The organism is Rhodococcus sp. IEGM 27 (assembly GCF_033142305.1).
Lineage (GTDB): Bacteria > Actinomycetota > Actinomycetes > Mycobacteriales > Mycobacteriaceae > Rhodococcus_F > Rhodococcus_F oxybenzonivorans.
Window position 1 is genome coordinate 1131496 of sequence record NZ_JAWLSG010000001.1, and the last position, 26901, is coordinate 1158396.

Consider the following 26901-nt stretch of genomic DNA (forward strand, 5'->3'; position numbering starts at 1 on the left):
GACCGGCCCGGGGACGGGAGCGAAGTCAATGACGACAACCGAAGCGGGCGGCCACCTCGTCGACACGGACCTGTCGGCAGACCTTGCCGCCGCATCACTTGCCCTTGCGCGCAGATTCCACGACGGTGCGACGCTCTGGGTCATCTCACCTCAATGGGAGCCGCACGCCCACCACGTGGCGGTCGAATTCGTGCACCCGGTGATCATGGGAAAACGCGCGTTGCCGTCGGTCGCTCTCGTCGAGCCCGACCCCGTGGCGCAGTCCCGGGTGGCGAGCCGGCCCGGTGACGTCCTGCTGGCGGTCGCGTCGGCGGACGAACCTGCCGTCGTGGACGCGATGCGCCGCGCCCCCGCGTGGGGCGTCGAAACCCTGTGGATCGGGGCGGGACCGCGCCCACCCGCCGGAGCGGCGAACCACATCCTGTGGGTCGATTCCGACGACCCGATGGTCCCGGCCACCGGGCGATTCGTCCTGATGTACCACTTGTTGTGGGAGCTCACGCACGTCTGCTTCGAGCACTCGGGGCTGCTGAAACCCGACACCGAAGGGTGCACCCAGACCGGCTGCGTCACCTGCAGCGACGAGGGCCGTCTCGGCGAAGTGGTGCTGGAGCCCGCTGACGCACTCGGCCCTGCCCTGGTGCGCACCGCCACCGGTGAGGAATGGGTGGACGTCAGCGTATTGCCCGACGTGCGGCCGAACGACCTGGTCCTCGTCCATGCGGGCGCAGCTATCACCCGACTCGACGGCACAGAGCCCCGCCAAGCAGATCAGGAGAGGGAAGGATGACCACGCACGACTCCGAGAGCACCAACTTTCTCTACCCCTTCATCGACTCCGAGGAGACGGACGCGAAGAGCCTCCTCGACGACCTGGCTGCCTCGGCGCGTGGAAAAGCAGCTGAAAGCGCACGGCTGCAACGGGCCTCACTCGAGGAGTACGGCGAAGGCCTGACAGCGGCCGGCATCGAGATGGCCGACAGGTTTCGGCGCGGCGGCCGCCTTTACACGTTCGGCAACGGCGGCAGCTCCACCGATGCCGCGACCCTGGCGACCCTGTTCAGTCGTCCGGCGCGGGGACGCCCCGTCGCGGCCTGGTCCCTCGCCGCCGACCAGGCCGTGGTGACCGCATTGGCCAATGATGTCGGGTTCGATCTGATCTTCAAGCGGCAGATCATCGCCCACGCCCGGGATCGGGACGTGGCCATTGCGTTGTCGACCTCCGGCAATTCCGACGATCTGATGACGGCGCTGACCGAGGCGAAGAGCAGAGGTCTTCTGACCATCGGATTCGCGGGACACGAAGGCGGCCGGATGGCGGTTGCCGACTACTTGGACTATTGCTTCACCATCCACTCGCAGAGCATTCATCGCATTCAGGAAAGCCACGCGATGCTCGGGTACCGGTTGTGGTCCGTCGCCCAGGAACATCTCGCGAGACCGGGAGCGTATGCATGAGCACCACCGAACCCGCCACCTCGGCTCAGCGCGAAGACCGCGTACTCGAACGCATCGACAAGTTCCGTCAGCGTCGGCCGCGATTGCTGGACGAGGTGGTGACCCTCGCGCACGGGGCAGGCGGCAAGTCGTCGGCCGCGCTCGTCGATGCCGTCTTCGTGGAGGCGTTCCGCAACGAAGAACTGGAACAGCTCGGGGACGCCGCGGCCCTGGCACTGCCTTCCGGTGAGCGGCTCGCCTTCTCCACCGACTCCTACGTGGTGCAGCCGCGGCGCTTCCCGGGTGGATCGATCGGTCACCTCGCCGTCCATGGCACGGTCAACGACCTTGCGGTGTCGGGTGCGCGGCCGCAGTGGCTGTCGGCGGCATTCGTCATCGAGGAAGGCTTTCCCATCGCGGAGCTGAAGGAGATCGTCGCCGACATGAGTGAGGCGGCGATTCTGTCTGGAGTGCAGATCGTCACCGGCGACACCAAGGTGGTGGGCAAGGGTGCCGCCGACGGCGTGTACATCTCCACGGCGGGCGTCGGTGTGATCCCCGACGGCCGGCGGTTGTCGCCGGACCTCGTCCGGCCCGGCGACAAGGTGGTGCTGTCCGGCACCATCGGAGAACACGGAATGGCGGTCATGCTGGCGCGGGGTGACCTCGCGATCGAAGCGGACATCGCCTCGGACACCGCACCGGTGAACGGAGTGGTGGAAGCGCTCCTCGCGGCGGCGCCGTCGACACGGTGGATGCGCGACGCCACGCGCGGCGGTGTCGGAACCGTCTGCAACGAACTCGCCAAGGCCGCCCAGGTCGCCGTCATCGTCGACGAGGAAACCCTGCCGATCCAACCGCAGGTGCTCGGTGCCTGCGACATGCTCGGCATCGACCCCCTGTATGTCGCGAACGAGGGCAAGTTCGTGGCCGTCGTCGCGGCGGAGGAAGCCGAGGCCGCCGTGACGGCGATGCGGGCGCACCCCCGCGGAGCGAATGCCGCAATCGTGGGCGAGATTCTGAGGGAACCCCCAGGAATCGTCGCGTTGAGAACATCATTCGGCGGCAGCCGGATCGTCGACATGCTCGTCGGTGACCCACTCCCCCGGATCTGCTGAGAACCTCCCGGAGAGGAGAAACCCGATGTGCTTGGGAATACCCGGTCAGGTGGTCGACATCGTCGACGCCCAACAGCATCTGGCCAAGGTGGACGTGAACGGCGTCCAGAGAACGATCAGTGTTCGACTGCTCGCCGAAGACAACCTGGTGGTCGGTGACTGGGTGCTCGTGCACGTCGGGTTCGCGATGGCGAAGATCGACGAAATCGAGGCGCAACTCACCCTGGACCAGGTGCAGAAGATGGGCGCCGACTATGTGAACGAGATCGACGCGTTCAACTCGTCCGAGATCGCCTGAGAGTCAGAGGTAAGTGATGAAGTTCGTCGACGAATTCCGCGACCCCGCAGCGGCGCGAGCCCTGGTCAAGTCCATCACCGAGCTGGCCCGCGGTGACGAGTTCAAGTTCATGGAAGTGTGTGGCGGCCACACCCACACGATCTATCGTCACGGTATCGAGCACCTGCTGCCCGAATCGGTGGAGTTGGTGCACGGGCCCGGATGCCCGGTGTGCGTCATCCCCATGGGCCGCGTCGACGACGCGATGTGGCTCGCGGAACAGCCCGGTGTCATCTTCACCACCTTCGGCGACATGATGCGCGTGCCCGGCTCGAAGGGCAATCTCATCGAGGCCAAGGCGCGGGGCGCGGACGTCCGGTTCGTGTACTCACCGCTCGACGCCCTGAAGGTGGCCATCGACAATCCGGACAAGCAGGTGGTGTTCTTCGCGGTCGGCTTCGAGACCACGGCGCCGTCCACGGCCGTGACCCTGGTGCGGGCGCGGGCACTCGGGGTGACGAACTTCAGCGTGTTCTGCAACCACGTCACGATCGTTCCGCCCATCAAGGCGATCCTGGAGTCGCCGGACCTGCGGCTGTCCGGGTTCCTCGGCCCGGGGCACGTGTCCACGGTGGTCGGACTGCGCCCGTACCGCTTCGTGTCCGAGGTGTATGGCAAGCCGATGGTCGTCGCCGGCTTCGAGCCCCTCGACATTCTCGCCTCGGTGCACATGCTGCTCCAGCAGATTCGGGAGGGACGCTGCGAGATCGAGAATCAGTACAAGCGGGTGGTGCGCCCGGAGGGCAACGTGCAGGCGCTGAAGTTGATGGCCGAAACGTTCGAGCTGCGACCACATTTCGAGTGGCGGGGCCTCGGGTTCATCTCGCAGAGCGCACTGAAGGTGCACCGGAACTACGCGGAGTTCGACGCCGAGGAGAAGTTCTCGATGCCGGGCATCCGCGTCGCCGACCCGAAGGCATGCCAGTGCGGTGAGGTACTCAAGGGTGTCATCAAGCCCTGGGAGTGCAAGGTGTTCGGGACAGCCTGCACACCGGAGACACCCATCGGTACCTGCATGGTCTCCCCCGAGGGCGCCTGCGCCGCCTACTACAACTTCGGCCGGTTGCACCGGGAGACCGCGCAGCTGCTCGGGCAGCGAGCCTGACTGCCATGGTGTCGCTCGAACATTCGGTGCTGCCGGGGCACCGCCTGTTCGCGCAGTACGCGCACGCCCCGAATGCGCTCGGGTATTGCGGCCCTCCGGGTTCCGAGCGACTGCAGGCGCTCGCGTGCGGTCAGGCCACCGACGTCGATGTGCTCTCGCTGGCACGGCAGTTCAGCGGCGCCTGGCCGTATCAACAGGTGATCGCGGAACTTGCGGGCATCGCCGACCCCCTGGACGAGCGGGTGGTCCGTGCCTACTGGACGGCCGACGACCTGATCGACCGCATAGACCGAGCCCAGTTCGGCGCAACCCTCCTCGCGCGGCTGGCGTCGACAGCGGGACACTACTGGAAACACCTGACCGGGGAGCTCCTCGTCGAAGCGGCTCCGACTCACAATTTCCATGTCCTCGGCGTCTACCCGTGGTCGCGGCTACTCGACACGGGGATGCCGCAACCGCTGCACGTTCTCGACTCGTGCCGGATCAGCTGGGGCGACGTAGTGGGGTTCACGGCAGACCGGGCAGTGGTCCGTTCACGACCGCTGATGTTCGAGCACGGGCAGCTATTCCTCGGACCCGACCGGGAAGTGCCCGCCGACTACACGGTGCCCGAGGGAGCCTTCGTCCCCGATCTCGCCGTCGGCGATCGTGTGGCGGTGCACTGGAATTTCGTCTGCGACCGACTCCGCGCCGCCCAGCTCGACCGCCTCGAGCAGCAAACGGAATGGCAACTTGCGCAGACCAACCGGAGGTTGAGCACGACTGGTCACTCCGGGTAGCAGTCTCCTCTGTCGGTGAGGCATCGACTCGACTGAGTGGACCGTGGTCAACCGCGCGCCCCGCTCCTCTCCGCAACGAAAGCAACGGTGTTGTATATCGGTGCAAACGTAGCAAGGAGTGCTCATGTCGACCCACCGCTGCAACGCCGCATGAGCGTGTGCGCCCATCGGCGGTGCTGCGGCCGCCAGGTCACGGTGGATACTCTTGACAACCACGCTTCGTAAGCGAAGGCTTACCGTTCGTAGATACTTACCAAGCTGGAGATGAATGGGGCGCGCTCGCTGATCGGACGAGGCGCACGATCCTCGAGCGTCTGGCCGAGGGGCCGTGCGCGGTCGGTGAGCTCGCACGGGAGTTGCCGATCAGCCGGCCGGCGGTTTCGCAGCATCTGAAGGTGCTCAAAGACGCTGGGCTGGTCCGTGATCGGGCAGTCGGAACACGCCGCATCTATCACCTCGACCCGGCCGGTATCGGCGTGCTGCGCTCGCAGCTCGACCGGTTCTGGGTACAGGCCCTGACCGCATTCAAGGATGCGGTCGAACAACCCGCAGGAGAGGTCATGACACAAACACACGAGTCGGTGCGCAAGCAGGTCGTGGTGAACGCAGGTGTGGAGCGCGCGTTCGCGTTGTTCATCGAGCGATTCGATGCGATCAAGCCGCGTGAGCACAACATCATGGCGGTCCCGATCGCCGAGACCGTGTTCGAACCGAGGGTGGGCGGCCACATCTACGACCGCGGTGTGGACGGCACCGAATGCCGGTGGGCGCGGGTCCTTGCCTATGAGCCGCCGAACCGGGTGGTGTTCAGTTGGGACATCAACGGGCACTGGCAGATCGAGACCGACCCGGCCAAGACCAGCGAGGTGGAGGTCCGGTTCATCGCCGAATCCGATGATCGCACCCGGGTCGAGCTCGAGCACCGCAACCTCGAGCGCCACGGTCAGGGTTGGGAAGCGGTCCGCGACGGTGTCGAGCACGACGCCGGGTGGCCGCTCTACCTGCAGCGCTACCGTGGCGCCGTCGACAGTGAGCGGCACTGATGGCGCCGATCACGACCAGCATCGACATCGACCGTCCACCGGCGCAGGTGTTCGGCTACGTCACCGACCCGACCCGCTTCGCCGAGTGGCAGAAGGGCGTGGTCGGCGGTCACATGGACGCGAACGGGACCCCGCGGGTCGGCGAGAAATGCCGCACCACGCGCCGCATCGGGTTCGCCGAGCGCTCGGTGACCGCCGAACTCACGCACATCGACCCGCCGAGAACCTGGGGTGTGCACGGTGTCGACGGCCCGATCCGTGCCGTGGTGAAGGTGTCCGTCGATCCGCTCGATGCCGGGCATCGCTCGCGGGTGACGATCGCGGTCGACTTCGAAGGCCATGGGATCGGGAAGATTCTCGTGCCACTTGCTGTGCGCCCACAGGCCCGCAGGGAGATGCCACGCAATCTGGCCACCCTCGAGCAGCGTCTGGAATCGCAACCGGCACAGCCGAATTAGTGCGGACCCGCACTCGGCGGCTGACCCGAGGCGCATTTTCCGGTGAGGCGGTCAATCCTTCGACGCACGTCCGGTGCTGGTGTTGATGGGTCTGGGGTGGGTTTCGTACATGCGGGCGGCGACGGCGAGGGCGCAGGCGGTGCTGACGGCGGCGGCGGCCCAGAGGGCGGCGTGCATGCCCATCAGGTCGGCGACGATGCCGCCGGCGATGGCGCCGACGGCGTAGCCGCTGTCGCGCCAGACCCGGTAGATCCCGACGGCGCGCCCGCGCCAGGCTGGGTGCGCGACGTCGCCGATCACGGCGAGCAGGGTGGGGTAAACCATGGCGGTCCCGGCTCCGAGCAGCACCGTCCCCGCGGCCCACCCGAGGAAGGCGTCCGAGGTGGCGATCAGGGCGAGGGCCGCAGCTTGGAGGGCCATGCCGGTGGTGATCAGGTGTTTGCGGCCGATGCGGTCGGACAGGGCGCCGGTGACCAGCTGTCCGGTGCCCCACACACCGGGGTAGAGGGCGAACAGCAGCCCGATCTGGCCGGCGGGCAGGTCTGCGGTGGCGAACAGCAGCGGGAACAGACCCCAGGACAGGCCGAAGTTGAGGTTGTTGACCAGGCCGGCCTGGCTCGCCGAGGACAGCGCGGGTTCGGTGAAACTCGTTGCCGCGGCGATCTGCCGGTCGGTCAGGTCCGCGTGCAGGTGATCGTGCGCACCGTCCGCGCGGGGGATGTGCTGGGCGGCCTCGAGGCGCGCGTGGTCGCGGGTTTCGTGGATGAACACCCCGGACAGCAGCAGCGCGAGGGCGGTGTAGGCGAGTCCGAGCAGGAATGGGGCGGGCCGTAGCCCGTACTGTTCGGCGAGGTAGCCGGCCAGCAGTGAGCTGACGGCCACGGCCCCGTAGCCGGCGGCCTCGTTCAGGCCCATGGCCAGGCCGCGGCGGGCGGGGCCGACCAGGTCGATCTTCATCACCACGGTGGTCGACCAGGTCAGGCCCTGGTTGATACCCAACAGCACGTTGGCGGCGACGATCCACCACCAGTTGGGGGCGGCGATGAGCATCAGCGGGACGGGGATGGCGAACAGCCAGCCCACCAGCAGGACCGGTTTACGGCCGTAGCGGTCGGAGAACGTGCCGGCGACGTAGTTGGCGGCGGCCTTGGTGATCCCGAACGCGGCCACGTAGGTGAAGATGAACGTGTAACCGGTGAGGGCGAATTCGTTCGCTGCGAGCAGCGGCAGCACGGTCTGTTGCTGGCCGACCATGCCACCGACGAGGGCATTGACGGCGACGAGCAGGCTGAACTGGGCAAGGTTGGCGCCCAGGCCGAGTCGGATCGGCCGGGGCGAGGTGGGGCTCATGTGCCGGTCTCGAGGGTGCGGCCGGTGGCGGCGGCCCAGTCGTCGGGTCCGCCCTCGAGCACCGTGAGGTTTCGGTGCCCGGCGCGTTCGAGCAGGCTCGCGGCGCCCATCGCGCGTTCGCCGTGCCCGCACATCACCACGGTCGGTTCTCGGGGCAGGTCGTCGACCCGGCCCGGGAGGGCGCCGAGTTCGATGTGGACGGCGCCGGGCAGGTGCCCGGCCAGGTATTCGGGGCGTTGACGGATGTCGAGGACCCGAACATTGCCGACCCGGTCGGCGCCGGTCAGCGCGGTGGCGGTCACCTCGAGTTCCGCGGCGGTCCAGGCGGCGAGGCCGCCATCGAGTTCGCCGATCAGGTTGTCGTATCCGATTTTCAAGCCCTGCCATACGATCTCGTTCACGTCCTGGTCGGGGTCGCGGACGATGATCAGGGGCCGGTCGGCCGGGGCGAGCCAGCCCAGCCAGCTCGCGAACACCGGCCGCAGCGGGATCGAGAGGGCGCCGGGGATGTGGGCGGCCGCGAAACGGGCCAGCGGGCGCACATCGATCAGGGCGGCACCTTCGCCCAGTCGGGCCCGGACGGTGTCGACGGTCAAGGCCGGCAGCACCGGATCCTGGTCGAGGAGTGGAGGACCGACCCGGTTGATCTCGCCGAGCCGGAGGAAGTACGGCGGATAGCTGCCCAGGGACCCCAGCAATTGGTCGACGAAGCTGTCCTCGTCCCGGGCGGCGAGCAGCGGGTTGGTGGCACGCTCGCGGGCGATGGTGCTGGTGCGCTCGGCGCCGGGCGGGGCCGAGCAGAACGACCCCGCCCCGTGGGTCGGCCACACCGCGACCTCGTCGGGCAGCGCAGCGAGGCGCTGCAGCGAGGCGTACTGGGCGCGGGCGAGAACTTCGGTGCGATCCGGGCCGATCAGATCGGTGCGGGCGGCCGAACCCACGATCAACGATCCGCCGGTGAACACCCCGACCTCCTGCTCGCCGTCGAGGAGCAGGAACGACAGGTGCTCGTAGGTGTGCCCGGGCGTCATCAGCGCCCGCAACCGCAAACCGCCGAGGTCCACCTCGTCGCCGTCGCGCAGCCCGGTATGCGGAAACTCCCGGTCCCCGGCCGCCGAGGCCAGCACCCGCGTTCCGCCGGTGGCGCCGAGTTGATGGGCGCCGGAAAGGAAGTCGGCGTGCAGGTGGGTGTCGGCGGCGAACGCGACGGTCAACCCGCGGCGGGCGGCCGCGGCGTGGACCGCCCGCAGGTCCCGGCTGACGTCGACCACCAACGCCCGCCCGTCCCCCAGATCCACCAGATACGCGGAATTGCCGAGCCCCTCGTCGACGAGCGGCACCAGATCGATCCCGGCCATGGTCTTCTCCTGCCTCGACATGAGGGCATTCCGGGCGGAACACCCGATCCATGTTCTACACTATTCCAAAGATGATTGGAGAATGCTATGGGTGATCGGATCGCGAAGACGGAACTGTTCGACCAGTTCGCCCGGATCGGCAAGGCGCTCAGCAGCGGTAAGCGGCTCGAGCTGCTGGATCTGCTCGCCCAGGGCGAGCGCACCGTCGACGGGCTCGCCCGCGCAGCCGAGTTGGGTCTGACGACCGCGTCCGCGCATCTGCAAACCCTCAAGCAGGCCAATCTGGTCGCCACCCGCCGCGAGGGCACCAAGGTGTTCTACCGGCTCGCCGGTGCGGATGTGGCGCAGCTGTTCGCGCTGGTCCGCACGGTCGCCAACGACCACCTGCCCGATGTCGAGGCCGCCCGCACCGCCTACCTCGGCCCCGCCGACACCGAACACGTCAGCAAGGACCAACTACTCGAGCGGGCCCGGTCCGGGAAGGTGACGGTCCTCGACGTGCGTCCCCGCGAGGAATACCAGGCCGGGCACATCCCCGGCGCCGTGTCGATTCCGTTGGACCAGTTGGCCGATCACCTCGCCGACCTACCTGCGGATCAGGAGATCGTCGCCTACTGCCGCGGCGCCTACTGCGTGCTCGCCCACGACGCGGTCCGGCTCCTGACCGACCACGGCCGCCGCGCCTCGCGGCTGGCCGACGGCATGCTCGAGTGGCGGCTGGCGGCCCTGCCGGTCGACTCCCTGACCTGACCACACACCCGGCATCACCGAAAACTCCTGTCCCGGCCGCGTCTGTGCGGGCCCACCCCGAAACCTCCGAGGTGATCGATGAGTTCGCAGCAGAACCCGCAGCAGCGCCGCACACTGGCGGTCCTGGTCGGCGCCCAGGTGCTCAGCGGCGCCGGCCTGGCCGCCGGTATCACGGTCGGGGCGCTGCTGGCGCAGGACATGCTCGAGACCACCAGCCTCGCCGGGCTGCCCAGCGCCATGTTCACTATCGGCTCCGCCGCGGCCGCGGTCACTGTCGGGCGCATCTCGCAACGCCTCGGCCGTAGGACGGGCCTAACTCTCGGGTACGCGGCCGGCTCCCTCGGCAGCCTCGGGGTGGTGGCGGCCGCGGTCCTGGGCAACATCGCCCTGCTGTTCCTCGCCCTGTTCGTCTACGGCGCGGGCACCGCGACCAACCTGCAAGCCCGGTACGCCGGAGCGGATCTGGCGAGCGCGCACCACCGCGGCCGGGCGGTGAGCACGGTGCTGGTGGCCACCACCGTCGGTGCCGTCGTGGGCCCGAATCTGGTGACCGTGATGGGCGATCTGGCCACCCGGTGGGGCATCCCGGCGTTGTCCGGGCCGTTCGTGCTCTCCGCCGCCGCCTACGCCCTCGCCGCGCTGGTGCTGTGGGTGTTGCTGCGCCCGGACCCGCTGCTGCTGGCGCGGACCCTGGCCGTCGACACCCCCAACGCGGCCGTCGACGAGACCGCCCCCGCTGCGGAGCGGACCTGGTCCCCGGCAGTGGTACTCGGGGCGACGGTGATGGTGGTGACCCAGCTGGTGATGGTCGCGATCATGACGATGACCCCGATCCACATGCAGCACCACGGCCACAGTGTCGGTGCCGCCGGGATGGTCATCGCCGTCCACGTCGGCGCCATGTACCTACCGTCCCCGCTGTCTGGGTTGCTCGTCGACCGCCTCGGACCCCGGCCGGTCGCCGCCGCCTCAGCGCTCACCCTGCTCGCCGCCGGGATCACCGCAGCCGCGGTACCGGCATCGTCGGTGCCCGCCCTCGCCCTCGCCCTCGGCCTGCTCGGCCTCGGCTGGAACCTCGGACTGGTCAGCGGCACCACGATCATCACCGACGAGGTCCCGCTGACCACCCGGGCCCGCACCCAGGGCACCGTCGATCTGTGCATCGCCGTCGCCGGGGCCGGGGGCGGGCTGACCTCCGGGATGATCGTCGCGGCCACCGACTACACCGTCCTCGCCGTCACCGGCGGAGTGATCGCGCTGAGCATCGTGCCCGCCCTCGCCCTGTCAGCCAGAATGAAGACGAAGACGAATCCGCTGACACCGGCGAACGAAACGGCAACCGGCAGCGCGCCGCGGTAACCGGTGGGCGGGCCTCAAGTGGCGTCGAAGTTCGATCCCCTTTTTATCGACATCACTTCTGACCGGCGGATTCGGTACGTCGCAAGCGTCGACAACTCGTGTCGAGAAACTATGTCGAAACCTGCGCTCTGCGAGACTGTGACCATGAGCGACGACATGCACATCGAGCTGATTCGACCGTCGGCGTTGACGGCCAACGTGCCCTACGCGTACGCGGCGAGGACCCAGCAGCCATCCAGGCTCGTATTCACCGCTGGTGCCTGCCCGCTCGATGAGGCCGGCGCCACGGTAGCGGTTGGGGACATCGCAGGTCAGGCCGAACAAGTGATGCTCAATCTGCGCGCCGCGCTACACGCCGCTGGTGCCAATCTGCCCGACGTGGTCAAGACGACGGTCTACGTCGCCAGCAACGCACGAGCGGACCTGGTGACGGCGTGGGATGTCGTCAGCCGCCACTTTGGCGATCACGACGTGCCCAGCACACTGCTCGGCGTTGCTGTACTCGGCTACCCGGACCAGCTTGTCGAAGTCGAGGCGATCGCCGCGCTTCAATAGCGGAACGCTCACCGGCACGTCCCGAAAGCCGGCCCCTGACCGAAACTCGCTGACCAGCACAAACCCGATAGCCCCGTCCGGTGCTGATTTCGCTTTCGGGGCGGGCAGATTCTCACTGTCGTTGCAACACAAGCCTATTGAAATCTGGGTCTTCCCAGCTCACGGGTTACGTTACCGCAGTCGGCATCGCGAGTTCCAGCGCAGTGCGTCGCCGGTGAGCGGTGGCCCGTCGCTCGGCATTGAATACCGTGGCGGGAGTTGCGTACTCCAGGTTCTTCCGTGGGCGAGTGTTGAGCTCACGTGTTACCGACCGCACATGAGCGTGACTGTGCACCGAAAGATCGGTGCCCTTCGGGAAATACTGTCGAGTGAGCCCGTTGAAATTCTCGTTCGCACCCCGTTGCCACGGACTGGAACGTTCGGCTGATCAGCGCCGCCACCGAAGCCCGGAACCGGTTCGAGGGCATGTTCCTGACCCCCACACAGGCCCGCGCACTGCTCAAAGTTCCGCAGTTCCACGTTCACGACAAACCCCGAGGCGTTCCTCACCTGCAACTACGATCCAGCTAAATCGCTCTGCCACCCGGATCGCGCTCACCCGTCCGGCCGGTCGAAATCCCCGGCGATCGACCGGTGCGATCCGTCCTGCGCGAACATCGCGCGCACCGACACCCACATCGCCGCACTGCGCAGCGAGATCGCCCGACTCCGCGACGAAATCGTCGAGCCGGCCACCCCGATGCCGCTGCGTGAACGCCTCCGTCAACGAGCAGCCCACCTGAACAAACTCGTCGAACAGCACGAGAAGACCCGCATCACGAACCGCGAGGAGACCGACGTTGACCGATGACGACGACCGACGTGCCATCACCGCGGCCATGCAGCGCCTGTTCGCGGGAACACCGCTGCGGTCGTCGGGCAAGCTGGACATCGTCACCCTCGCGCAAGAAGCGGGGGTGAAGCGAAACAAGCTGACCCACAAGCACACCGACCTCAAGGATCTCTTCTACGCGCAAAGACGAACCCGCGACGGCATCCCCGACAACGAGGTCAAGCTCCGCGAGCAGATCGCCACCCTGCAGAAGTCGAACCAGTCGCTGCGAGACGAACGGGACCGCTACCGCCTGACCAGCGAAACTTTCGCTCGCGCATTGCACGTACTGACCATCGAGAACGACAACTTCCGGCGAGACGCACGCAACCGGTCCCCCCACGCATCGCGCCGCTCGGGCCATCCGCGCCTGGTCGATAACCTCGAGCCTGGAACGTCGCAACCAGGTACGAAGTAACCACAGAGTGCTTGTCGGTGAGGCGGCGACGGTTCGGGCGGTGCCGTGTGCTCCGATCGGGCTTCTTTCCCGTGCCTAGATGCCCATACACGGTGGTGCGCGGCACCTTCAGCATGTCCGCGATCTGCGCGACGGTGTGCTCGCCCGCGTCGTAGAGGCGCTGTGCGAGTTCGATCTGGTCGGGCTGAGCTTCGAGGGCCGGCCCCCTTACCGCCGACAACATGCCGTACATGGCGCAGTCCTCGGCGGTGGCAGTGTCGCGTTACCCACATGTGTCAATCAACGTGTTGCCGGGCCAGGCGTCTGAGCTGGATTCGCAGCACATCAGTGCACACGACGTAACAGCGCGGCGAGGGCTTGGCCGCCGCCGATGCACATGGTGACAATACCTAGCTCTAGATCGCGTCGCACCAGATCTTTGGCAACACGCAAGGTCAGAATGGCGCCGGTGGCGCCGACGGGGTGGCCAAGTGCGATCGCACCCCCATAAGGATTAGTCTTCTCCGAATCAAGTTTGGCGTCGCGGATTACCGCGACCGCCTGAGAGGCGAATGCCTCGTTCAACTCGATGGTATCGATGTCGGCGGCGGTGGTGCCGGTCTGCTCGAACAGTTTGGCGAGCGCCAACGCCGGTGCTAGCCCATCAGCTCCGGCTCGAGGGCAGCGGTCGCGACCGACTCGATCGTTGCCAGCCCGCCCAACCCCCTCTCCCGGGCAACGGATCCACGAGAAAGTACCAGCGCACCTGCCCCGTCGTTGATGCCCGAAGCGTTGCCGGCGGTGACGGTCCCACCGGCCTCGAAGGCAGGGCGCAGCGTGGCCAAGGTTGCGACAGTGGTGCTGGACTTGGGATGTTCGTCGGTGGTGATGGTGACAGGATTGCGACCTCCGACCTGGACTGGAGTGATCTCCTCGTCGAACACGGCTCGGGCACGAGCGGTAGCGGCGCGGCGCTGCGATTCGGCCGCGAACTCGTCCTGCTGTTGACGGCTGATTCCGTACTTGCGTGCAACGTTCTCGGCGGTGATACCCATGTGTATGCCGTCGAAGGGGTCGGTGAGCATGCCGACGGTGCCGTCGACGAGCGTCCGATTCCCGAGTTTGTAACCGGTGCGGGCCCCGAAGTCGTAGAAGGGCATGCGGGACATGTTCTCGTTACCCCCGGCGACGGTGAGATTGGCTCCACCCCAACGTATCTGCATCGCAGCGGACCATACAGCCTGCAACCCTGAGCCGCACAACCGGTTGACGGTATGGGCAGGGACCGAAACCGGCAGTCCAGCGGACAGAGCGACACGGCGAGCGTTGTAAGCATCCGCCCCCACCTGACCAACACAGCCCATCACCACTTCGTCGATGTCCTCGGGCGCGACGCCCGCGCGGACAAGGGCGAACTTGGTGGCGGTGGCGCCGAGTTCGTGGGCGGGTACATCGACGAACACGCCACCGAAGCTGCCAACGGGGGTGCGGGCACCGTCGACGATGACGACAGATTCCTGAGTGGTCATGTCTAGTATCTTCCGATCTTGTTTGTTGCAGGTGTATCCGCCGGAGCCCGAGCTGTTCGGGCATCCGACGTGCTGAGTGCTGTGAGTCGATGACGTGAGTTACGGTATGTAACCGTCCGAGGTCGTCTTTACGGGTGGGTGGTCGCCGGAACGTCGAACTGTACCGATGACTTCTCTGCGAGGTAAGGCTGGACGAGTTCCGCATTGAGCCGGACGTGTGCTGGTGCGGCGAGGTATGCAGTGAAGGCGTCGTGGTCCCGGAATATGGCGGTGACGGCGTAGTCGGCGGTGGTTTCTCGCAGTCTTAGATCCTTTCCGTGCCAGTAGGATTCGATTCCCTGGCATGCTGACGCGAGTTTGTCGAGGGACGCGGACAGTGCGGTGAATACATGCTCGGGAGTGTCGTGGGTGAAGGTCAGTGTGATCACGTGGCCCATCGGCATTTTGCGGTCCTTGTCTGGAGAAAGTGGGAGGAGGGAGATGCCCGGATCGGCCCGACTCGGGCATCTCCCTCGGTTCGCGCCGGCGACCGTCGCCTAGGACAGCGGCGCACCGGTCGCGGCACGAACCTGTTCTGAGGTGACATCGGGGGCGCATTCGCGCAGCGCCAGCCCGGTGTCGGTGATATCGAGGACCGCCAGGTTGGTTATGATGCGGTTGACCACGCCCTCGCCCGTGAGTGGCAGGGCGCATTCCTCGACGATCTTTGGGTTGCCGTCCCGGTCGGTGTGTTCCATGAGCACGATGACCTTGCGGGCACCGTGCACCAGGTCCATCGCCCCACCCATGCCCTTAACCATCTTGCCCGGGACCATCCAGTTCGCCAGGTCTCCGGATGCAGAGACCTGCATTCCGCCGAGTACTGCGGTGTCGATGTGTCCGCCGCGGATCATCCCGAACGAGGCGGCCGAATCGAAGTACGACGCACCGGGGTTGACGGTAACGGTTTCCTTGCCGGCGTTGATGAGATCGGCGTCGACGTGCTGCTCATCCGGGTAGGGCCCGGTACCGAGAATTCCATTTTCGCTGTGCAGGGTTACTCGTACACCCGCCGGCAGAAAGTTCGGGATCAGCGTGGGCAGTCCGATCCCGAGGTTGACGTACTGTCCCGGCGCGAGTTCTTGGGCCGCGCGGGCCGCCATCTGTTCGCGGGTCCAGCCTTGGGTTTGCACTACTGCGGTCATGGTCAGTCCTCCTTGCCGGCACGGACGGTACGTTTTTCAATGTGTTTGTCCTGCGGGCCTGTGTGCACGATCCGGTCGACGTATATGCCCGGCAGGTGCACCTGAGCAGGGTCGATGACCCCAGGTGCGACGAGTTGCTCGACCTCGACAATGCAAAGTCGTCCGGCCATCGCTGCGAGGGGATTGAAGTTCTGTGCTGCCTTGTTGAAGACCAGGTTGCCTTCGGTGTCCCCGATGAGGGCGTGAACAAGCGCGTAATCCGCGGTGATCGACTCCTCGAGAACGTATCGCTTTCCAGCGAACGTCCGGGTTTCCTTCGGCGGGGAGGCGAGCTCAACTGACCCATCTCGTGCGTAGCGCCACGGCAGTCCGCCGGCAGAGATCGGGGTTCCGACTCCGGCCGGTGTGAAGAAGGCTGGGATGCCAGCGCCGCCGGCTCGGAGTTTCTCGGCCAGGGTGCCTTGCGGGGTGAGTTCCACCTCGAGTTCTCCGGAGAGATACTGGCGGGCGAACTCTTTGTTCTCGCCCACGTATGAGGCGATCATCCGCCGGATCTTGCCGCGGGTGAGCAACAGATCCAGTCCGTGTCCGGTGGCTCCGCAGTTGTTGGATATCACCTCGAGATCGGCGACGTCCGTGTCCGCGAGGGCGGCGATCACCGTGTCCGGTACCCCGGCGAGACCGAATCCACCGACCGCGAGCGAGGCTCCGGAGGGGATGTCGGAGACCGCGTCGGCCGCGGACACCACCACCTTGGGTCCGGTGAGTACTGTCGTTGATCCTTGTGCAGCCATTGTGTGATTTCCCTTTCCGGTCGAGCCGGGACGTTTGCGTGGTAGGCCCTTCTTGTGCTGACAGTCGGTCACACAGGGTCCGGCGCCAGCGCTCCAGCCCCCGCGTACTGGGCCGATGACCCCAGTTTCGCTTCGATCTCGAGTAACCGATTCCATTTGGCGGTTCGCTCCGAGCGGGTGGTCGATCCGACCTTGATCTGTCCCGTGCGCCAGCCCACCGCCAGGTCGGACAGCCACGAATCCTCGGACTCACCCGATCGGGCGGAGAGCACCGTGGCGACGTTGTGTTCTCGTGCGAAGTCGACGACCTCGCGCGCCTGCGAGAGGGTGCCGATCTGATTGGGTTTGACCAGAACAGCATTTGCTGCGCCGCGGTCCACTCCCTGTGCCAGTCGCTGGGGATTGGTCACGAACAGGTCGTCACCGAGGAGCTGGGTGGAGGGAAGAGCTGCTTGTGCCTTGGGCCAATGGTCCCAATCGTCTTCGGACAGGATGTCTTCGATGGACACGATCGGGAAGTCCGACGACCATGCTTCGAGTTCGGCGATGAGTTCGCTGGAGCTCAGGTGCCGGTTCTCGGAGGCGAAATGGTAGCGGGCCGAGTTCACGTCGTAGAACTCGGTGGCGGCGACATCGATCGCGATCGCGGCCTGTGCTCCGAGATCGAGGCCGGCCTTGGCGACGCCGCGCGCGAGAAACTCCAATGCCGCACGGTTGGACGGCAGTCTCGGGCCCAGTCCGCCTTCGTCGGCGACGAGCGCGACATCGTATCCGGCATCCTCGAGCACCTGGGCGGTGCCGCGACGCACTCGCCAGGCGAATTCGATCGCCTCGTGGAAGCTGTCGGCGCCGACCGGGACGACGAGGAAGTCCTGGATGTCGACCGCTCCGTCGGCGTGGGCGCCACCGGAGATGACGTTGACCATGGGCAGCGGAAGCAGGGGGTCGTTTCCGATGTGGGCGTAGAGGGGCAATCCGGCGGCTCGGGCAGCGGCTCGGGCTGAGGCGATCGACACCGACAAGACGGCATTCGAACCCATCGTCGACAGGTGGGGTGTACCGTCTGCCTCGCGCAGAGCGGCGTCGACGGCTCGTTGGTCGGTGGCGTCGATCCCGCAGACGGCGTCGCGCAGTGTGGTGTTGGCGTTCGCGACCGCGTAGGTTACGCCTTTTCCGCCGTACCGGATCCCGCCATCGCGTAGTTCGACGGCTTCGTGGGTGCCGGTGGAGGCACCCGACGGCACGATCGCCGTGGCCGCGGTCCCGTCGTGGAGGGTGACCTCCGTGGCCACGGTCGGATTGCCGCGGGAATCGAGGGCCTCCCAGGAGAACACCGATTTGATTCGGGTACCGGACATGGTCAGTTCCTCCAGAGAAGGTCGAAGGTGGGGCGGGGATGAAGTAGTACCTGCCGAGCGATCTGGAGCGCCTGCGCCCGGGCGGCCGGGGACAGGTAGGTCGCCGGCGACTTACCGTCGACGCGGGCGAGCAGGAGGCACCCGATCTGCCGCAGCAGGTGGTCGCGGTCGAGTTCGGGCAATCGAGGCTGGGGGTGGGTGAGGTAGGCATCGAGGAATGCTCGTGCCAAATCCCGGAATTCGTGGGCTGCGGACGGAGTGTGCAGTGCCTTGCACACGAAATGCGCCAGCATGAAGGCCACGTCGAAGGTCGGGTCACCGATGTGGGTTACCTCCCAGTCGATGATCCACAACCCGTCGGCACCGGTGAGGATGTTCTTCGGCGAGAAGTCCCCGTGGACCAGACACATCCGGGTGGCGAGCATATGGTCGACGGTGGCCTCGATCGCTGGGGCGAGGTCGTGATGGTGGGCGCTCGTCCATCGGTAGAACGGGTCGACTCTGAGTTCAAGGAAGGCGTCGGTGTCGGCGAACGTGTTTCGCATGACCGGGTTGTCGCTGGACTCCGCGTGGAGGGTGGCCGACAGTCGTCCCAGAACTGCGCCGATGTGGGGCGCGACCTGTCCTGCGAGCAGGTCGGTCTTCCATTCGGTGAAGTCCCGTGGGGCTCGGGCGAGGGCCATCAAGTGTCTGTCCTCGTCCAATGCCAGCATCGGCGGCACGTGGTGCGGCAGTAGCGTGCCTGCGGCGTCGATCGCGTGTGCCTCGGTGATAAGGCGTTGTGGGGAGGCATACCAGTCGGCCTCGACGCGAAGTTTGGGAAGCGCACGCTTGACGACGACGTCTACTCCAGGACCGGAGACGGCCAGGACGTCGTTGGACACTCCCCCCGACAGCGGTGCGATGTCGAGAGGCGTGTCCTCGTTGGCGAGGCCGCGGTCGATCAGGAAGGCCGTCACCTCGTCAGCAAGCCCGGTCGTGGTGTTATCGATGGGGTGAATGGTCATGTCAGCGCCGTGTTCCGGGTCGAGAAGCGTGCGTGTGGGGAGTCGATCACCTGGGCGTTGACCACATGCGAAGGTAGTTCGCCGCGCAGCACGGCGGCGACATTCGTTGCTGCCGTGCGTTGCAGGTCTGCGACGGCTTCGTCGGAGATGAATGCCGCGTGTGGCGTCAGGATCACGTCCTGTCGATGGCGGAGCGGATGGTCCTTCCCGGGAGGTTCGGTGGCCATCACATCGAGTGCGGCTCCGGCCAGGGTATTGCGTTCGAGCGCGTCGAGCAGGGCTGATTCGTCGATGAGTGCACCGCGTGAGGTGTTGATCACCACGGCGCCGGCGGGAAGCAACCCGAGTTCGCGGGCTCCGATGATGCCTGTCGTGGCCGGGTTCGCCGGCAGATGGAGGGACAGGATGTCGGCGCAGGCGAGAAGCTCGTCGAGCGTACGGGTGAACGTCACCCCGGCGTCTTCCCTCTTGCCGGCCTGTGACGGTGAGAACGCCACGACGTTCATCCCGAAGGCCTGGACCCGGTGGGCTACAGCCCGCCCGATGGCTCCGAAGCCGACCAGCCCGACAGTTCTGTTTCGGAGCCGTTTGAGTGCGCCGAATTCTTTGTTGTCCCAACCACCGGTGGCGGTTTGCTGCGCGAACTGCGCGACTTTACGTGTGTGTCCGAGGATCAGGGCGAGGGTGTGGTCGGCGACTTCTTCGGTGCAGAACTCGGGAACGTTGGACACGATCACGCCGAGCCGGGTGGCGCATTCGACGTCGATGTTGTCGAGTCCGACCCCGTAGCGGCCGACGGTACGGCAGGATCGTGCTGCTTCCAGGACTCGAGCGGTGACCGGCTTCCAGCAGGTCAAGATCGCGTCGACGTCGGCTGCGAGGTCGACGAGCTCGTCTTCGGTTCCGGTGTCGGCCACGACGAGCTCCGCACCTACCCGGGCGAGGATCTCACGTTCGATGTCGAGGGTGGGCCAGGAGTAGTCCGTGACCAGGATGGTGCTCATGCGTGCGCCGGTTCCGGTCCGGAGAAGGTGTGGCTCATCTGCCCGATACCGGTGATCCAGCTTTCGATGACGTCGCCCTCGCGCAGGAAACGTGGCGGGTTCCAGGCGGTGCCGACGCCGGAGGGTGTTCCGGTGAAGATGAGGTCACCCGGGGTGAGGGTCACGATTCCCGAGATGTATTCGATCAGCTGGCCCACCGGGAAGATGAGGTCGCTGGTGCTCGAGTTCTGTACCTCTTTGCCGTTGAGCAAGCTACCCAGGGCGATGTTGTTCCGGTCGTCGAATTCGTCAGGAGTGACCAGGACGGGGCCGATCGCGGAGTATCCGGGGAAGGACTTGCCGAGGCCGAATTGCGGGTGCGATTCGGGACGCTGCTGCACGTCCCGGTCGGAGAAGTCCTGGCCGATGGTCACTCCGGCGACATAGTCCCACGCATCGTCGGCGGAAACCTTGTGGGCTTCGCGGCCGATCACGATGACTGCTTCGACTTCCCAGTCCACGCGGGGTCCGGACAGTGCGATGGTGGTGCCCGGTCCGGTCACCGAGGTGGGGAACTTCGGGAACACGAGCGGGTATTCGGGGACGGGCCAGCCCGCCTCGGCGACATGCTTGGCATAGTTGACGCCGATACCGAATCCCTGCAACGGTGTCGGGCTCGGTGCCCCCAACTGGTCCTGACGAAGGTCACCGGCGGACGCGAACGATGCGGACTGTGCCCATTCGCTGAATTCCTGCCACACGTGGAAGAGGGCGGCGATGTCGGCGGGGAATCGGCCGCTGCTGGCTTGTTCGATGTCGAGTGCTTGGTCACCGGAGATGAGTACGGCGCGGTTGTTTTGGTTCGCGATCTTCATGAAGTGCCCTCTGAGCAAAAGTTGGATAGGGAATAGGTACGCGCGTAGGCGCAGTGAGACGGTTACGACGTCGCTGTCGTCGTCGGTCTCTTGATCAGTTCGGAGTCCGGTTCGCCGGCCTTGCGGCGGGCGATCAGGTCTTCCATGTTGAACTCGATGCCGATGGGGTTGGCGGCGAACTCGGGGCCGAACATGAACTCGTTCGCCTCGTCGACGGTGTCGTACACGTCGACCTGCATCTCGGCTTGGTTTCCGTCCGGATCCCGGTAGTACAGCGACAGGGTCGGTCCATGGTGGATCTGCCACCAGGGGGTGATGTCCTCGTCGCGGAGTCGTTCGTAGGTGGCGATCAGGTCGGCGAGGGTGGCATAGGTGAATGCCACGTGGTGCATACCGAGCGTGTCGGGATCGTGCGGTTTGTACCCGTCGGCGAGGTTCGCCAGGGCCAGCCGGTGGTGTTCGTCGTCGTAGGCGAGGAAACAGATGCGGTCGTTTCCGTACTGGACCTTGGCCTCGAGAACGTTGAGCCACCAATCGCGGAGCCGGGGAACGTCGTTGGTCTGGAACACCACGTGGGCCAGACGTTCGGGCGAGGGCATGAGGACCTCCTGTATCGGGATGGAATGGAATGGATTGTCAGAGAAGCGTTGTGGGGAGCTCGTCGACACCGAGCAGAACCTTGCCGTGCACCTCTGCGGCGGTCTCGAACAGCGCGAAGGCGTGCCGGCTGGCGGCTTCGCTGTCGCGCCAGATCCGCTGAAGGGGGTTGGCGTTCGCGAACGATGAGGCGCCGTGCGCAGAGACCAAGGTGCGGATCGCTTCCCGTGCGGTCTTGATGGCGTAGGCATTGGCCACCCTAATGCGGGTCCGGTCGGCGAGCTCGAGTGTGCGTCCGGCGGCGACAGTGGTTGTGACCTCGTCGCAGAGGGTGTAGACGAGTGCGCGGGCGGATTCGATCTGCGCGGCGGCTTCCGCGACGGCCAGCTGCACCGTCGGCGCGTACGTCTGCTGTTCGTAGCTCGAGTACGCGATGCCACGGCGGCCGGCTTTTTCGATCACCAGGTCGAGGGCGGCCCGTGCCAATCCCAGTTGTGGGCCGGCGAGGATCAGACATCCGGGAGCGAGGAACGGGGCCTGGTAGAGAGATTCGTCGGTGAACGGAGTCGGCAATCCGTGCACGGCCGAGGCGCCGAGGGCAAGGACGCGGTGTTCAGGCACGAAGACGTCGTCGAGAACGACGGTGTTGCTTCCGGAACCGGACATCCCGGCGACGAACCACGTCTCCTCAATCGAATAGTCGGACACAGGAATCATGCCGAACCCAACATCGGGGTTGCCATCGCTGTCGGTGAGCGGAAATCCCACCATGGCCCAGTTCGCGTGCCAGCTGCCCGAGGCGAAGCCCCACTTGCCGGTCACCCTCCAGCCCCCATCGACCTTGGTGCTCGATCCGGAGGGGGTGAACACCCCACAGGTGCGGGCGCCGCCTGCCGTGCCATAGATTTCCTCCTGGGCCTGTTCGCCGTACAGTCCGACGAACCAGTTACCGATGTTGAGCAGGCTGAACGCCCATGCAGTCGACCCGTCACCGCGCCCGAGCGCTTCTTCGATCGCGATCCAGGTGCGGAAGTCGGCTTCGAATCCGCCGTGACGTCGGGGCACCGAGACCCGGAAGAGCCCGGCTTGGTCCATGGCATCGATGTTGTCCTGGTCCACGCGACGGTGTTCTTCGGTGGAGACCGCGTTCTTCTGCAGCAGCGGGATCAGAGCTTCCGCGCGGGAGACCAGTTCGGTGTGATCGATAGCGTTGTCAGAGGTGGTGGTTTCGACGACGGTGGTCATGGTTTTCTCCAGGGTGGGGCGGCGAGGGACGCCGGAGGGGATCTGTTGGGAGCCGTGTCGGTTACTGCCGCCGCGGGTGGCGACCGATGGCCGGCCAGTGTGCTGTCGGTGAGACGGTGCAACAGGGTGCAGGGTCAGAGCATCGAGAGTTCGACGAGTGGTCGCGGGCGTGGCGCCAGGCCGGTCGGCCGCATCTCGAGGTGGTGGCCCAGCCGATCGCGCTTGGTGCGCAGGTAGTCGATGTTGTGGTCAGTCTCGGCCGTGGGAAGTTGGACTCGTCCCGCGAGTTCGAGCGAGTGCCCGTCGAGGCCGTCGTACTTGGCAGGGTTGTTGGTGATCAAGCGCAACCGGCGCACTCCGAGATCGATCAGGATGTGGGCGCCGACCTCGTAGCTGCGGGCGTCCACGGGAAGACCCTGCGCCAGGTTGGCATCGACGGTGTCCAGGCCCTGGTCTTGAAGGTCATAGGCGCAGATCTTGTGTGCCAGACCGATTCCTCGACCTTCGTGTCCGCGGAGGTAAACCAGGACACCGCAGCCCTCGTCGGCGATGGCCGCCAGAGCTTGCTCGAGTTGTGTTCCGCAATCGCAGCGCAGCGAGCCGAGGACGTCACCAGTGAGGCATTCGCTGTGTACCCGTACGAGCACTCCAGCATCGGTCCGCCCGGCGGCGGCGACATCACCCATCACGAGAGCCAGGTGTTCGATGCCATCGAAACTCGACCGATATGCCACGGCCCGGAACTGCCCGAATGCGGTGGGCATCGACGACGTGGAGACCTGCTCGACCTGCGACTCGGTGGCGTTGCGGTAACGCACCAGGTCGCCAATATGCAGAACCGGGAGCCCATGAGCGTCGGCGAAGGCCAACAGGTCCTCTCCGCGCCGCATCGATCCGTCGTCGGCGACAATCTCGGAGATCACCGCCACCTCGCCCGCTCCTGCCAGCCGCACCAGATCCACGGAGGCTTCGGTGTGGCCGGAGCGGACGAGGACGCCACCCGGACGGGCGCGGAGCGGAAAGATATGGCCGGGTCGTCGGAGGTCGGCGGGGGCAGTGGAGTCATCGGCCAGCGCGTGCACGGTGGCGGCGCGGTCGGTCGCCGACACCCCCGTTCCGGTATCGACGTGGTCGACCGTCACGGTGAAGGCCGTCCCGTACGCATCGGTGTTGTCCTCGACCATCAGCGGAAGCCGCAGCACCGCGGCACGCTCGACGGTCATCGGGGCGCAGACGATTCCAGTGCTGTGCCGCACGATGAAGGCCATCTGCTCGTCCGTGACGGACGAGGCGGCAACCACCAGGTCCCCCTCGTTTTCTCGGTCGGCATCGTCGATGACAATGATCATCCGGCCTGCAGCGAGCGCCGCGACGGCGTGGTCCACGGCGTCGTGGGGGTGGCGAGAAGACATCATGGTTTCACCTCCACTGCAGAATGGGTGCCGAATGTGCGTGCGTGATAGGTCAGCGGAGCCACAGAGGACTTGACCGCTTCGACGATGCCGCCGTAGGCGATGACATGGTCGCCGCCGTCGACAAGTTCCACAAGATCGCACGCCAGCCAGCCTGAGGTTCCGTGCAGTCGAGGAAGCCCACTGGAACTCGTCCACGATGTTCCCTCGAACTTGTCCGGCCCCTTGCGGGCGAACTGCATAGCGGTTCCTGACTGGGTGTGAGACATGATGTTCACTCCGAAACGTCCGGTCTGCCGCACCACGGTCAACAGAGCCGATCCGCGGTCGAGTGATATCAAGACCATCGGCGGTCTCATCGACAACGACGCGAACGCGCTGACGGTGGTGCCGTGGGGTCGAGTGCCGTCCATGGCGGTCACGACGGCCACCGGAGTGCACACTCCCGCCATGACCTCTCGAAATTCGGTGGCCACGGACTCAGCCGACCTACCATCGGCCAGTCGTACGTCCATTGGTTGCCTCCCACGTCCAGTCGGTCAGTCACACAAACGATTGTGTGTGACTTCTGTCATACACAACTGTGCGTGAGCCACCGAGCAGATGAACCGGGCAACTACGTAGACGACTACGTATCTAATTCTCGGTGTTCGTGTGGTACCAGCTGGCGACCTGAGTGCGGGATGTGAAACCCAACTTGACCAGGATGTTTTCCACGTGCGTTTCCACCGTACGTAGGGCGATCACCAAGTCGGCAGCGATCTGAGCATTACTTGAGCCCGCGGCGATCAGCGCCGCCACCTGCCATTCGCGGGGAGTGAGCACTCCAGCCGCTTTGGGGCGGCCGCGACTCGGTCCCCCGATGTTCCTTGTACCGGCACCTTCGGGGCGAGCGAGGCCCGAGCCCTGCGCGGGCGAGGAACCTGCCGATGCGCGGTCCGGTGCACTCAATACCAGGTCGAGGACCTCATTCACCTTCATCTTCGCGCCGCGGGCAAGTTCGGCATCGAATCTCTCGATGCCGAGGTCCTTTTCGAGAATGTCGACATGCTCGTGGTGAATTTCGAGGTACTGGTCGAAACCGAACAAGGGGTTTCCGATCGGCCCCCAGAGGGATCGATTCGCCCCGAGTAGCCGTGCGGCGCGCACCCGATTCCCGCGATCACATTCGAGCCAACCGAACACTTCGAGCGCGAACGCGATACCGGTGAGGTCGGCAAGGGACCGCTTCGACCGGATGCTCCTACGCAAGAGTTCAGCACAAGTGTCCGTTTCTCCCGTTTGCCAGAGGTCGACAGCGTTGACCCAGTCCCCCCAGCTTCGCGCCCACACTTCGCCGATCTCGTCACTGCGACGCCGAAGGATGACCCCCAACGAGCGTGACCGCTCGAGATTTCCGAGGACCAAATGAATCCACGACTGCTGAGCGAGCGCCAACAGATGAACCGAGTCCCACAGCTCAACGGTGTCGAAGATCGACACTGCCTCCTCGTACAGGCGGGCCGACTCGTCGAAACGCCCGGTGAACATCGACGCCGATGCCCTTGCTTGGGTGACATAGCCGGTCAAGATTGGGTCGTCATCGGCATCAGCTCGCTCGGCCGCTTCGTCGAGGACGGGAATCGCCGCCCGAGGGTCGCCCTGCGCCAACGCGATCCACCCCTTGACCCACAGGGACTTTGCTGAAAGTTCCGCAGGAGAGGTTGACAATCGACCGAACCAATATTGGCCCTCTCGTGCCAGTCCCGAGATCCACCGATGCCACAGGCCGGTAATCATGTCATCGGCCACCGCTGCGTGGGTATCTCGTTCGAGGCCGTTACGGATTGCTTGCCGGATGTTCGGAATTTCCGACATCACTGAGTTCGCCGCATCGACCTGCCCCGCTCCCGAACGCCACGCGCGCTCAGCGACGGCGACAATATCTGCGTAGTGGCGAAGATGGCGTAGCGCCAGCTCCGATTCGTCTACTACGCGCTCGTCGGATGACGCGGACAAGAGCCGCCGCCCGAATTGCCGGATCGGTTCGAGCAATCTGTACCGGTTTTCATCGTCGAGGCGATCAACGACAGATTTGGTGATCAGTCCGAGAATCCATTCCCGCACCTGCGTCTCATTCACACCGCCGAAAGTGCAAATGGTGACCGCGCTGTCGAGGGTGAAGCTGCCAGCGAAGTACGACAAGCGGATCCAAATCTGCTGCTCACCGGGCGTACACAGGTCATAGCTCCACTTCATTGCCGCTTCGATAGTCTGGTGACGCACGTCCACCCCCCGCACTTTTGCCGCCAGCAACCCCTCACTCGATTCGAGACGATGCGCGATCTCGGCGATGCTCAGGTTCCGGACCTGCACAGCAGTCAGTTCAATCGCCAGAGGAATTCCGTCCAGCCGCCTGCACAGCCGGACAACGTCGTCGATGTTGCCGGCGTCGACGACAAAGCCTGGAGATGCAGCGGACGCACGCTGCTCGAACAATTCCACTGCTTCGAAGCCGGCAGCGTCGTCGCTGACAAGACCACCATCATCAAGCTCGGGGACCGCGAGAGGAGGAACCGACACCACATGCTCGCCCGCCACCGCCAGTGGCTCGCGGCTGGTCACAATGATCCGCAAATCGCGGGCACGTCGAATCAGGGAGCCCGCCAGATCTGCCACCGCGTCGACCAGGTGTTCACCGTTGTCCAGAATCAGCAGTGCCCGACGATCAGGCAGATGTCTGAGGACCACTTCAACGGTGTCTGCGCTCGATTGATCAGCAATCCGCATCGCCTCCGCAACTACCATGGCAATCGCCGTTGGGTCCGTCACATCCGCCAGTTCGACGAACCACACCCCGCCAGGAAAAGAACGAGCCACCCGCCGCGCCGCCTGAATTGCCAGTCGCGTTTTCCCCACCCCGCCAGGACCGGTAATGGTCACAATCGGTGCTGTCGCCAACGCCGACTTGACCGCAGTGACCAACGCTCGCCTCCCGACGAAACTCGTCGGGCTTTCCGG

Annotated in this window: 28 protein-coding genes and 3 pseudogenes; 13 read left to right on the plus strand and 18 right to left on the minus strand. The window is 65.7% G+C overall.

Annotation, left to right across the window (positions count from 1 at the left end; translation table 11 throughout):
* Positions 1–28 precede the first annotated feature (28 nt).
* From R4P95_RS05335 to R4P95_RS05375, 9 genes and pseudogenes are all read left to right on the plus strand, one after another.
* Positions 29–790, plus strand: a complete 762-nt coding sequence (locus tag R4P95_RS05335) for a HypC/HybG/HupF family hydrogenase formation chaperone (protein WP_317743791.1) — start codon at positions 29–31, stop codon at positions 788–790.
* Complete coding sequence (locus tag R4P95_RS05340) at positions 787–1458, plus strand: SIS domain-containing protein (protein ID WP_109326813.1); 672 nt, start codon at positions 787–789, stop codon at positions 1456–1458. Before R4P95_RS05335 ends, R4P95_RS05340 begins: the two co-directional genes overlap by 4 nt.
* Positions 1455–2555 (plus strand): hydrogenase expression/formation protein HypE, encoded by a 1101-nt coding sequence (hypE, locus tag R4P95_RS05345; protein WP_213573811.1) that lies wholly within the window; start codon positions 1455–1457, stop codon positions 2553–2555. The genes R4P95_RS05340 and hypE overlap by 4 nt, the downstream gene beginning before the upstream one ends.
* 25 nt (positions 2556–2580) lie before the next feature.
* Entirely contained in the window at positions 2581–2853 is a 273-nt protein-coding gene (locus R4P95_RS05350; RefSeq protein WP_109326811.1) for a HypC/HybG/HupF family hydrogenase formation chaperone, read from the plus strand.
* A 16-nt stretch (positions 2854–2869) separates the two neighbouring features.
* Positions 2870–3997, plus strand: coding sequence for a hydrogenase formation protein HypD (gene hypD, locus R4P95_RS05355; RefSeq protein ID WP_109326808.1), 1128 nt, complete (start codon positions 2870–2872; stop codon positions 3995–3997).
* Between the two features lie 5 nt (positions 3998–4002).
* Complete coding sequence (locus R4P95_RS05360) at positions 4003–4776, plus strand: DUF6390 family protein (protein ID WP_317743793.1); 774 nt, start codon at positions 4003–4005, stop codon at positions 4774–4776.
* A 242-nt stretch (positions 4777–5018) separates the two neighbouring features.
* A pseudogene (locus tag R4P95_RS05365) lies at positions 5019–5318 on the plus strand (ArsR/SmtB family transcription factor); the annotation flags it as partial.
* 18 nt (positions 5319–5336) lie between these two features.
* Positions 5337–5819 (plus strand): SRPBCC family protein, encoded by a 483-nt coding sequence (locus R4P95_RS05370; RefSeq protein ID WP_213578311.1) that lies wholly within the window; start codon positions 5337–5339, stop codon positions 5817–5819.
* A complete protein-coding gene (locus tag R4P95_RS05375) occupies positions 5819–6277 on the plus strand; it encodes an SRPBCC family protein (protein WP_317743794.1) in 459 nt (152 codons plus the stop codon). Before R4P95_RS05370 ends, R4P95_RS05375 begins: the two co-directional genes overlap by 1 nt.
* Positions 6278–6328: 51 nt before the next feature.
* On the opposite strand, the gene R4P95_RS05380 is transcribed toward R4P95_RS05375, so the two are convergent.
* Positions 6329–7627, minus strand: a complete 1299-nt coding sequence (locus R4P95_RS05380; protein WP_213573817.1) for an MFS transporter — start codon at positions 7625–7627, stop codon at positions 6329–6331.
* On the minus strand, positions 7624–8985 hold the full coding sequence (locus R4P95_RS05385) for an MBL fold metallo-hydrolase (protein WP_317743953.1): 1362 nt from the start codon (positions 8983–8985) through the stop codon (positions 7624–7626). The genes R4P95_RS05380 and R4P95_RS05385 overlap by 4 nt, the downstream gene beginning before the upstream one ends.
* Before the next feature lie 87 nt (positions 8986–9072).
* Between R4P95_RS05385 and R4P95_RS05390 the strand changes: the two genes are divergently transcribed.
* From R4P95_RS05390 to R4P95_RS05400, 3 genes are all read left to right on the plus strand, one after another.
* Positions 9073–9735, plus strand: coding sequence for a metalloregulator ArsR/SmtB family transcription factor (locus tag R4P95_RS05390; protein WP_317743795.1), 663 nt, complete (start codon positions 9073–9075; stop codon positions 9733–9735).
* A 78-nt stretch (positions 9736–9813) separates the two neighbouring features.
* On the plus strand, positions 9814–11094 hold the full coding sequence (locus tag R4P95_RS05395) for an MFS transporter (RefSeq protein ID WP_213573823.1): 1281 nt from the start codon (positions 9814–9816) through the stop codon (positions 11092–11094).
* 144 nt (positions 11095–11238) lie between these two features.
* Positions 11239–11649, plus strand: a complete 411-nt coding sequence (locus tag R4P95_RS05400; RefSeq protein WP_317743796.1) for a RidA family protein — start codon at positions 11239–11241, stop codon at positions 11647–11649.
* Positions 11650–11815: 166 nt separating this feature from the next.
* Here R4P95_RS05400 and R4P95_RS05405 read toward each other — a convergent pair.
* From R4P95_RS05405 to R4P95_RS33515, 3 genes and pseudogenes are all read right to left on the minus strand, one after another.
* Positions 11816–12061 (minus strand): annotated as a pseudogene (locus tag R4P95_RS05405) (transposase); the annotation flags it as partial.
* Positions 12062–12148: 87 nt separating this feature from the next.
* Positions 12149–12580 carry a hypothetical protein gene (locus tag R4P95_RS33510; RefSeq protein WP_397517657.1) on the minus strand — a complete coding sequence of 144 codons (432 nt, stop codon included), beginning with the start codon at positions 12578–12580 and terminating at the stop codon, positions 12149–12151.
* 119 nt (positions 12581–12699) lie between these two features.
* Positions 12700–13113 (minus strand): hypothetical protein, encoded by a 414-nt coding sequence (locus R4P95_RS33515; RefSeq protein ID WP_249354690.1) that lies wholly within the window; start codon positions 13111–13113, stop codon positions 12700–12702.
* Here R4P95_RS33515 and R4P95_RS33520 point away from each other — a divergent pair.
* Positions 13018–13245 (plus strand): hypothetical protein, encoded by a 228-nt coding sequence (locus R4P95_RS33520; protein WP_397517676.1) that lies wholly within the window; start codon positions 13018–13020, stop codon positions 13243–13245. The genes R4P95_RS33515 and R4P95_RS33520 overlap by 96 nt on opposite strands.
* A 17-nt stretch (positions 13246–13262) precedes the next feature.
* Here the strand turns inward: R4P95_RS33520 and R4P95_RS05420 are convergent.
* The 13 genes and pseudogenes from R4P95_RS05420 to R4P95_RS05480 form a co-directional block, all read right to left on the minus strand.
* Positions 13263–14446: pseudogene (locus R4P95_RS05420) on the minus strand (thiolase family protein).
* Between the two features lie 128 nt (positions 14447–14574).
* Positions 14575–14889: a Dabb family protein gene (locus R4P95_RS05425; RefSeq protein WP_213573832.1), complete on the minus strand. Its 315-nt coding sequence runs from the start codon at positions 14887–14889 to the stop codon at positions 14575–14577.
* A 93-nt stretch (positions 14890–14982) separates the two neighbouring features.
* On the minus strand, positions 14983–15630 hold the full coding sequence (locus R4P95_RS05430) for a CoA transferase subunit B (protein ID WP_213573834.1): 648 nt from the start codon (positions 15628–15630) through the stop codon (positions 14983–14985).
* Between the two features lie 2 nt (positions 15631–15632).
* A complete protein-coding gene (locus R4P95_RS05435; RefSeq protein WP_317743799.1) occupies positions 15633–16424 on the minus strand; it encodes a CoA transferase subunit A in 792 nt (263 codons plus the stop codon).
* Between the two features lie 68 nt (positions 16425–16492).
* Positions 16493–17782, minus strand: coding sequence for a phosphopyruvate hydratase (gene eno, locus R4P95_RS05440; protein ID WP_317743800.1), 1290 nt, complete (start codon positions 17780–17782; stop codon positions 16493–16495).
* A gap of 2 nt (positions 17783–17784) precedes the next feature.
* Positions 17785–18789: an aminoglycoside phosphotransferase family protein gene (locus R4P95_RS05445; protein WP_317743801.1), complete on the minus strand. Its 1005-nt coding sequence runs from the start codon at positions 18787–18789 to the stop codon at positions 17785–17787.
* Complete coding sequence (locus R4P95_RS05450) at positions 18786–19793, minus strand: C-terminal binding protein (RefSeq protein ID WP_213573843.1); 1008 nt, start codon at positions 19791–19793, stop codon at positions 18786–18788. The genes R4P95_RS05445 and R4P95_RS05450 overlap by 4 nt, the downstream gene beginning before the upstream one ends.
* Positions 19790–20647, minus strand: coding sequence for a fumarylacetoacetate hydrolase family protein (locus tag R4P95_RS05455; protein WP_213573845.1), 858 nt, complete (start codon positions 20645–20647; stop codon positions 19790–19792). The genes R4P95_RS05450 and R4P95_RS05455 overlap by 4 nt, the downstream gene beginning before the upstream one ends.
* A gap of 62 nt (positions 20648–20709) precedes the next feature.
* Positions 20710–21246, minus strand: coding sequence for a VOC family protein (locus R4P95_RS05460; protein WP_213573847.1), 537 nt, complete (start codon positions 21244–21246; stop codon positions 20710–20712).
* Positions 21247–21283: 37 nt separating this feature from the next.
* Positions 21284–22489 (minus strand): acyl-CoA dehydrogenase family protein, encoded by a 1206-nt coding sequence (locus tag R4P95_RS05465; protein ID WP_213573849.1) that lies wholly within the window; start codon positions 22487–22489, stop codon positions 21284–21286.
* Positions 22490–22623: 134 nt separating this feature from the next.
* Complete coding sequence (locus R4P95_RS05470) at positions 22624–23904, minus strand: bifunctional 3,4-dihydroxy-2-butanone-4-phosphate synthase/GTP cyclohydrolase II (protein WP_317743802.1); 1281 nt, start codon at positions 23902–23904, stop codon at positions 22624–22626.
* On the minus strand, positions 23901–24416 hold the full coding sequence (locus R4P95_RS05475; protein WP_213573851.1) for a flavin reductase family protein: 516 nt from the start codon (positions 24414–24416) through the stop codon (positions 23901–23903). The genes R4P95_RS05470 and R4P95_RS05475 overlap by 4 nt, the downstream gene beginning before the upstream one ends.
* A 121-nt stretch (positions 24417–24537) precedes the next feature.
* A complete protein-coding gene (locus R4P95_RS05480; RefSeq protein WP_213573853.1) occupies positions 24538–26823 on the minus strand; it encodes an ATP-binding protein in 2286 nt (761 codons plus the stop codon).
* Positions 26824–26901: the final 78 nt, after the last annotated feature.

Excerpts from the sequence above, each read along its gene's own strand:
- R4P95_RS05335 (WP_317743791.1), top strand. The coding sequence starts at position 29 with ATGACGACAACCGAAGCGGGCGGCCACCTCGTCGACACGGACCTGTCG.
- R4P95_RS05340 (WP_109326813.1), top strand. The coding sequence starts at position 787 with ATGACCACGCACGACTCCGAGAGCACCAACTTTCTCTACCCCTTCATC.
- hypE (WP_213573811.1), top strand. The coding sequence starts at position 1,455 with ATGAGCACCACCGAACCCGCCACCTCGGCTCAGCGCGAAGACCGCGTA.
- R4P95_RS05350 (WP_109326811.1), top strand. The coding sequence starts at position 2,581 with ATGTGCTTGGGAATACCCGGTCAGGTGGTCGACATCGTCGACGCCCAA.
- hypD (WP_109326808.1), top strand. The coding sequence starts at position 2,870 with ATGAAGTTCGTCGACGAATTCCGCGACCCCGCAGCGGCGCGAGCCCTG.
- R4P95_RS05360 (WP_317743793.1), top strand. The coding sequence starts at position 4,003 with ATGGTGTCGCTCGAACATTCGGTGCTGCCGGGGCACCGCCTGTTCGCG.
- R4P95_RS05370 (WP_213578311.1), top strand. The coding sequence starts at position 5,337 with ATGACACAAACACACGAGTCGGTGCGCAAGCAGGTCGTGGTGAACGCA.
- R4P95_RS05375 (WP_317743794.1), top strand. The coding sequence starts at position 5,819 with ATGGCGCCGATCACGACCAGCATCGACATCGACCGTCCACCGGCGCAG.
- R4P95_RS05380 (WP_213573817.1), bottom strand. The coding sequence starts at position 7,627 with ATGAGCCCCACCTCGCCCCGGCCGATCCGACTCGGCCTGGGCGCCAAC.
- R4P95_RS05385 (WP_317743953.1), bottom strand. The coding sequence starts at position 8,985 with ATGGCCGGGATCGATCTGGTGCCGCTCGTCGACGAGGGGCTCGGCAAT.
- R4P95_RS05390 (WP_317743795.1), top strand. The coding sequence starts at position 9,073 with ATGGGTGATCGGATCGCGAAGACGGAACTGTTCGACCAGTTCGCCCGG.
- R4P95_RS05395 (WP_213573823.1), top strand. The coding sequence starts at position 9,814 with ATGAGTTCGCAGCAGAACCCGCAGCAGCGCCGCACACTGGCGGTCCTG.
- R4P95_RS05400 (WP_317743796.1), top strand. The coding sequence starts at position 11,239 with ATGAGCGACGACATGCACATCGAGCTGATTCGACCGTCGGCGTTGACG.
- R4P95_RS33510 (WP_397517657.1), bottom strand. The coding sequence starts at position 12,580 with ATGTCCAGCTTGCCCGACGACCGCAGCGGTGTTCCCGCGAACAGGCGC.
- R4P95_RS33520 (WP_397517676.1), top strand. The coding sequence starts at position 13,018 with ATGCCCATACACGGTGGTGCGCGGCACCTTCAGCATGTCCGCGATCTG.
- R4P95_RS05425 (WP_213573832.1), bottom strand. The coding sequence starts at position 14,889 with ATGCCGATGGGCCACGTGATCACACTGACCTTCACCCACGACACTCCC.
- R4P95_RS05430 (WP_213573834.1), bottom strand. The coding sequence starts at position 15,630 with ATGACCGCAGTAGTGCAAACCCAAGGCTGGACCCGCGAACAGATGGCG.
- R4P95_RS05435 (WP_317743799.1), bottom strand. The coding sequence starts at position 16,424 with ATGGCTGCACAAGGATCAACGACAGTACTCACCGGACCCAAGGTGGTG.
- eno (WP_317743800.1), bottom strand. The coding sequence starts at position 17,782 with ATGTCCGGTACCCGAATCAAATCGGTGTTCTCCTGGGAGGCCCTCGAT.
- R4P95_RS05445 (WP_317743801.1), bottom strand. The coding sequence starts at position 18,789 with ATGACCATTCACCCCATCGATAACACCACGACCGGGCTTGCTGACGAG.
- R4P95_RS05450 (WP_213573843.1), bottom strand. The coding sequence starts at position 19,793 with ATGAGCACCATCCTGGTCACGGACTACTCCTGGCCCACCCTCGACATC.
- R4P95_RS05455 (WP_213573845.1), bottom strand. The coding sequence starts at position 20,647 with ATGAAGATCGCGAACCAAAACAACCGCGCCGTACTCATCTCCGGTGAC.
- R4P95_RS05460 (WP_213573847.1), bottom strand. The coding sequence starts at position 21,246 with ATGCCCTCGCCCGAACGTCTGGCCCACGTGGTGTTCCAGACCAACGAC.
- R4P95_RS05465 (WP_213573849.1), bottom strand. The coding sequence starts at position 22,489 with ATGACCACCGTCGTCGAAACCACCACCTCTGACAACGCTATCGATCAC.
- R4P95_RS05470 (WP_317743802.1), bottom strand. The coding sequence starts at position 23,904 with ATGATGTCTTCTCGCCACCCCCACGACGCCGTGGACCACGCCGTCGCG.
- R4P95_RS05475 (WP_213573851.1), bottom strand. The coding sequence starts at position 24,416 with ATGGACGTACGACTGGCCGATGGTAGGTCGGCTGAGTCCGTGGCCACC.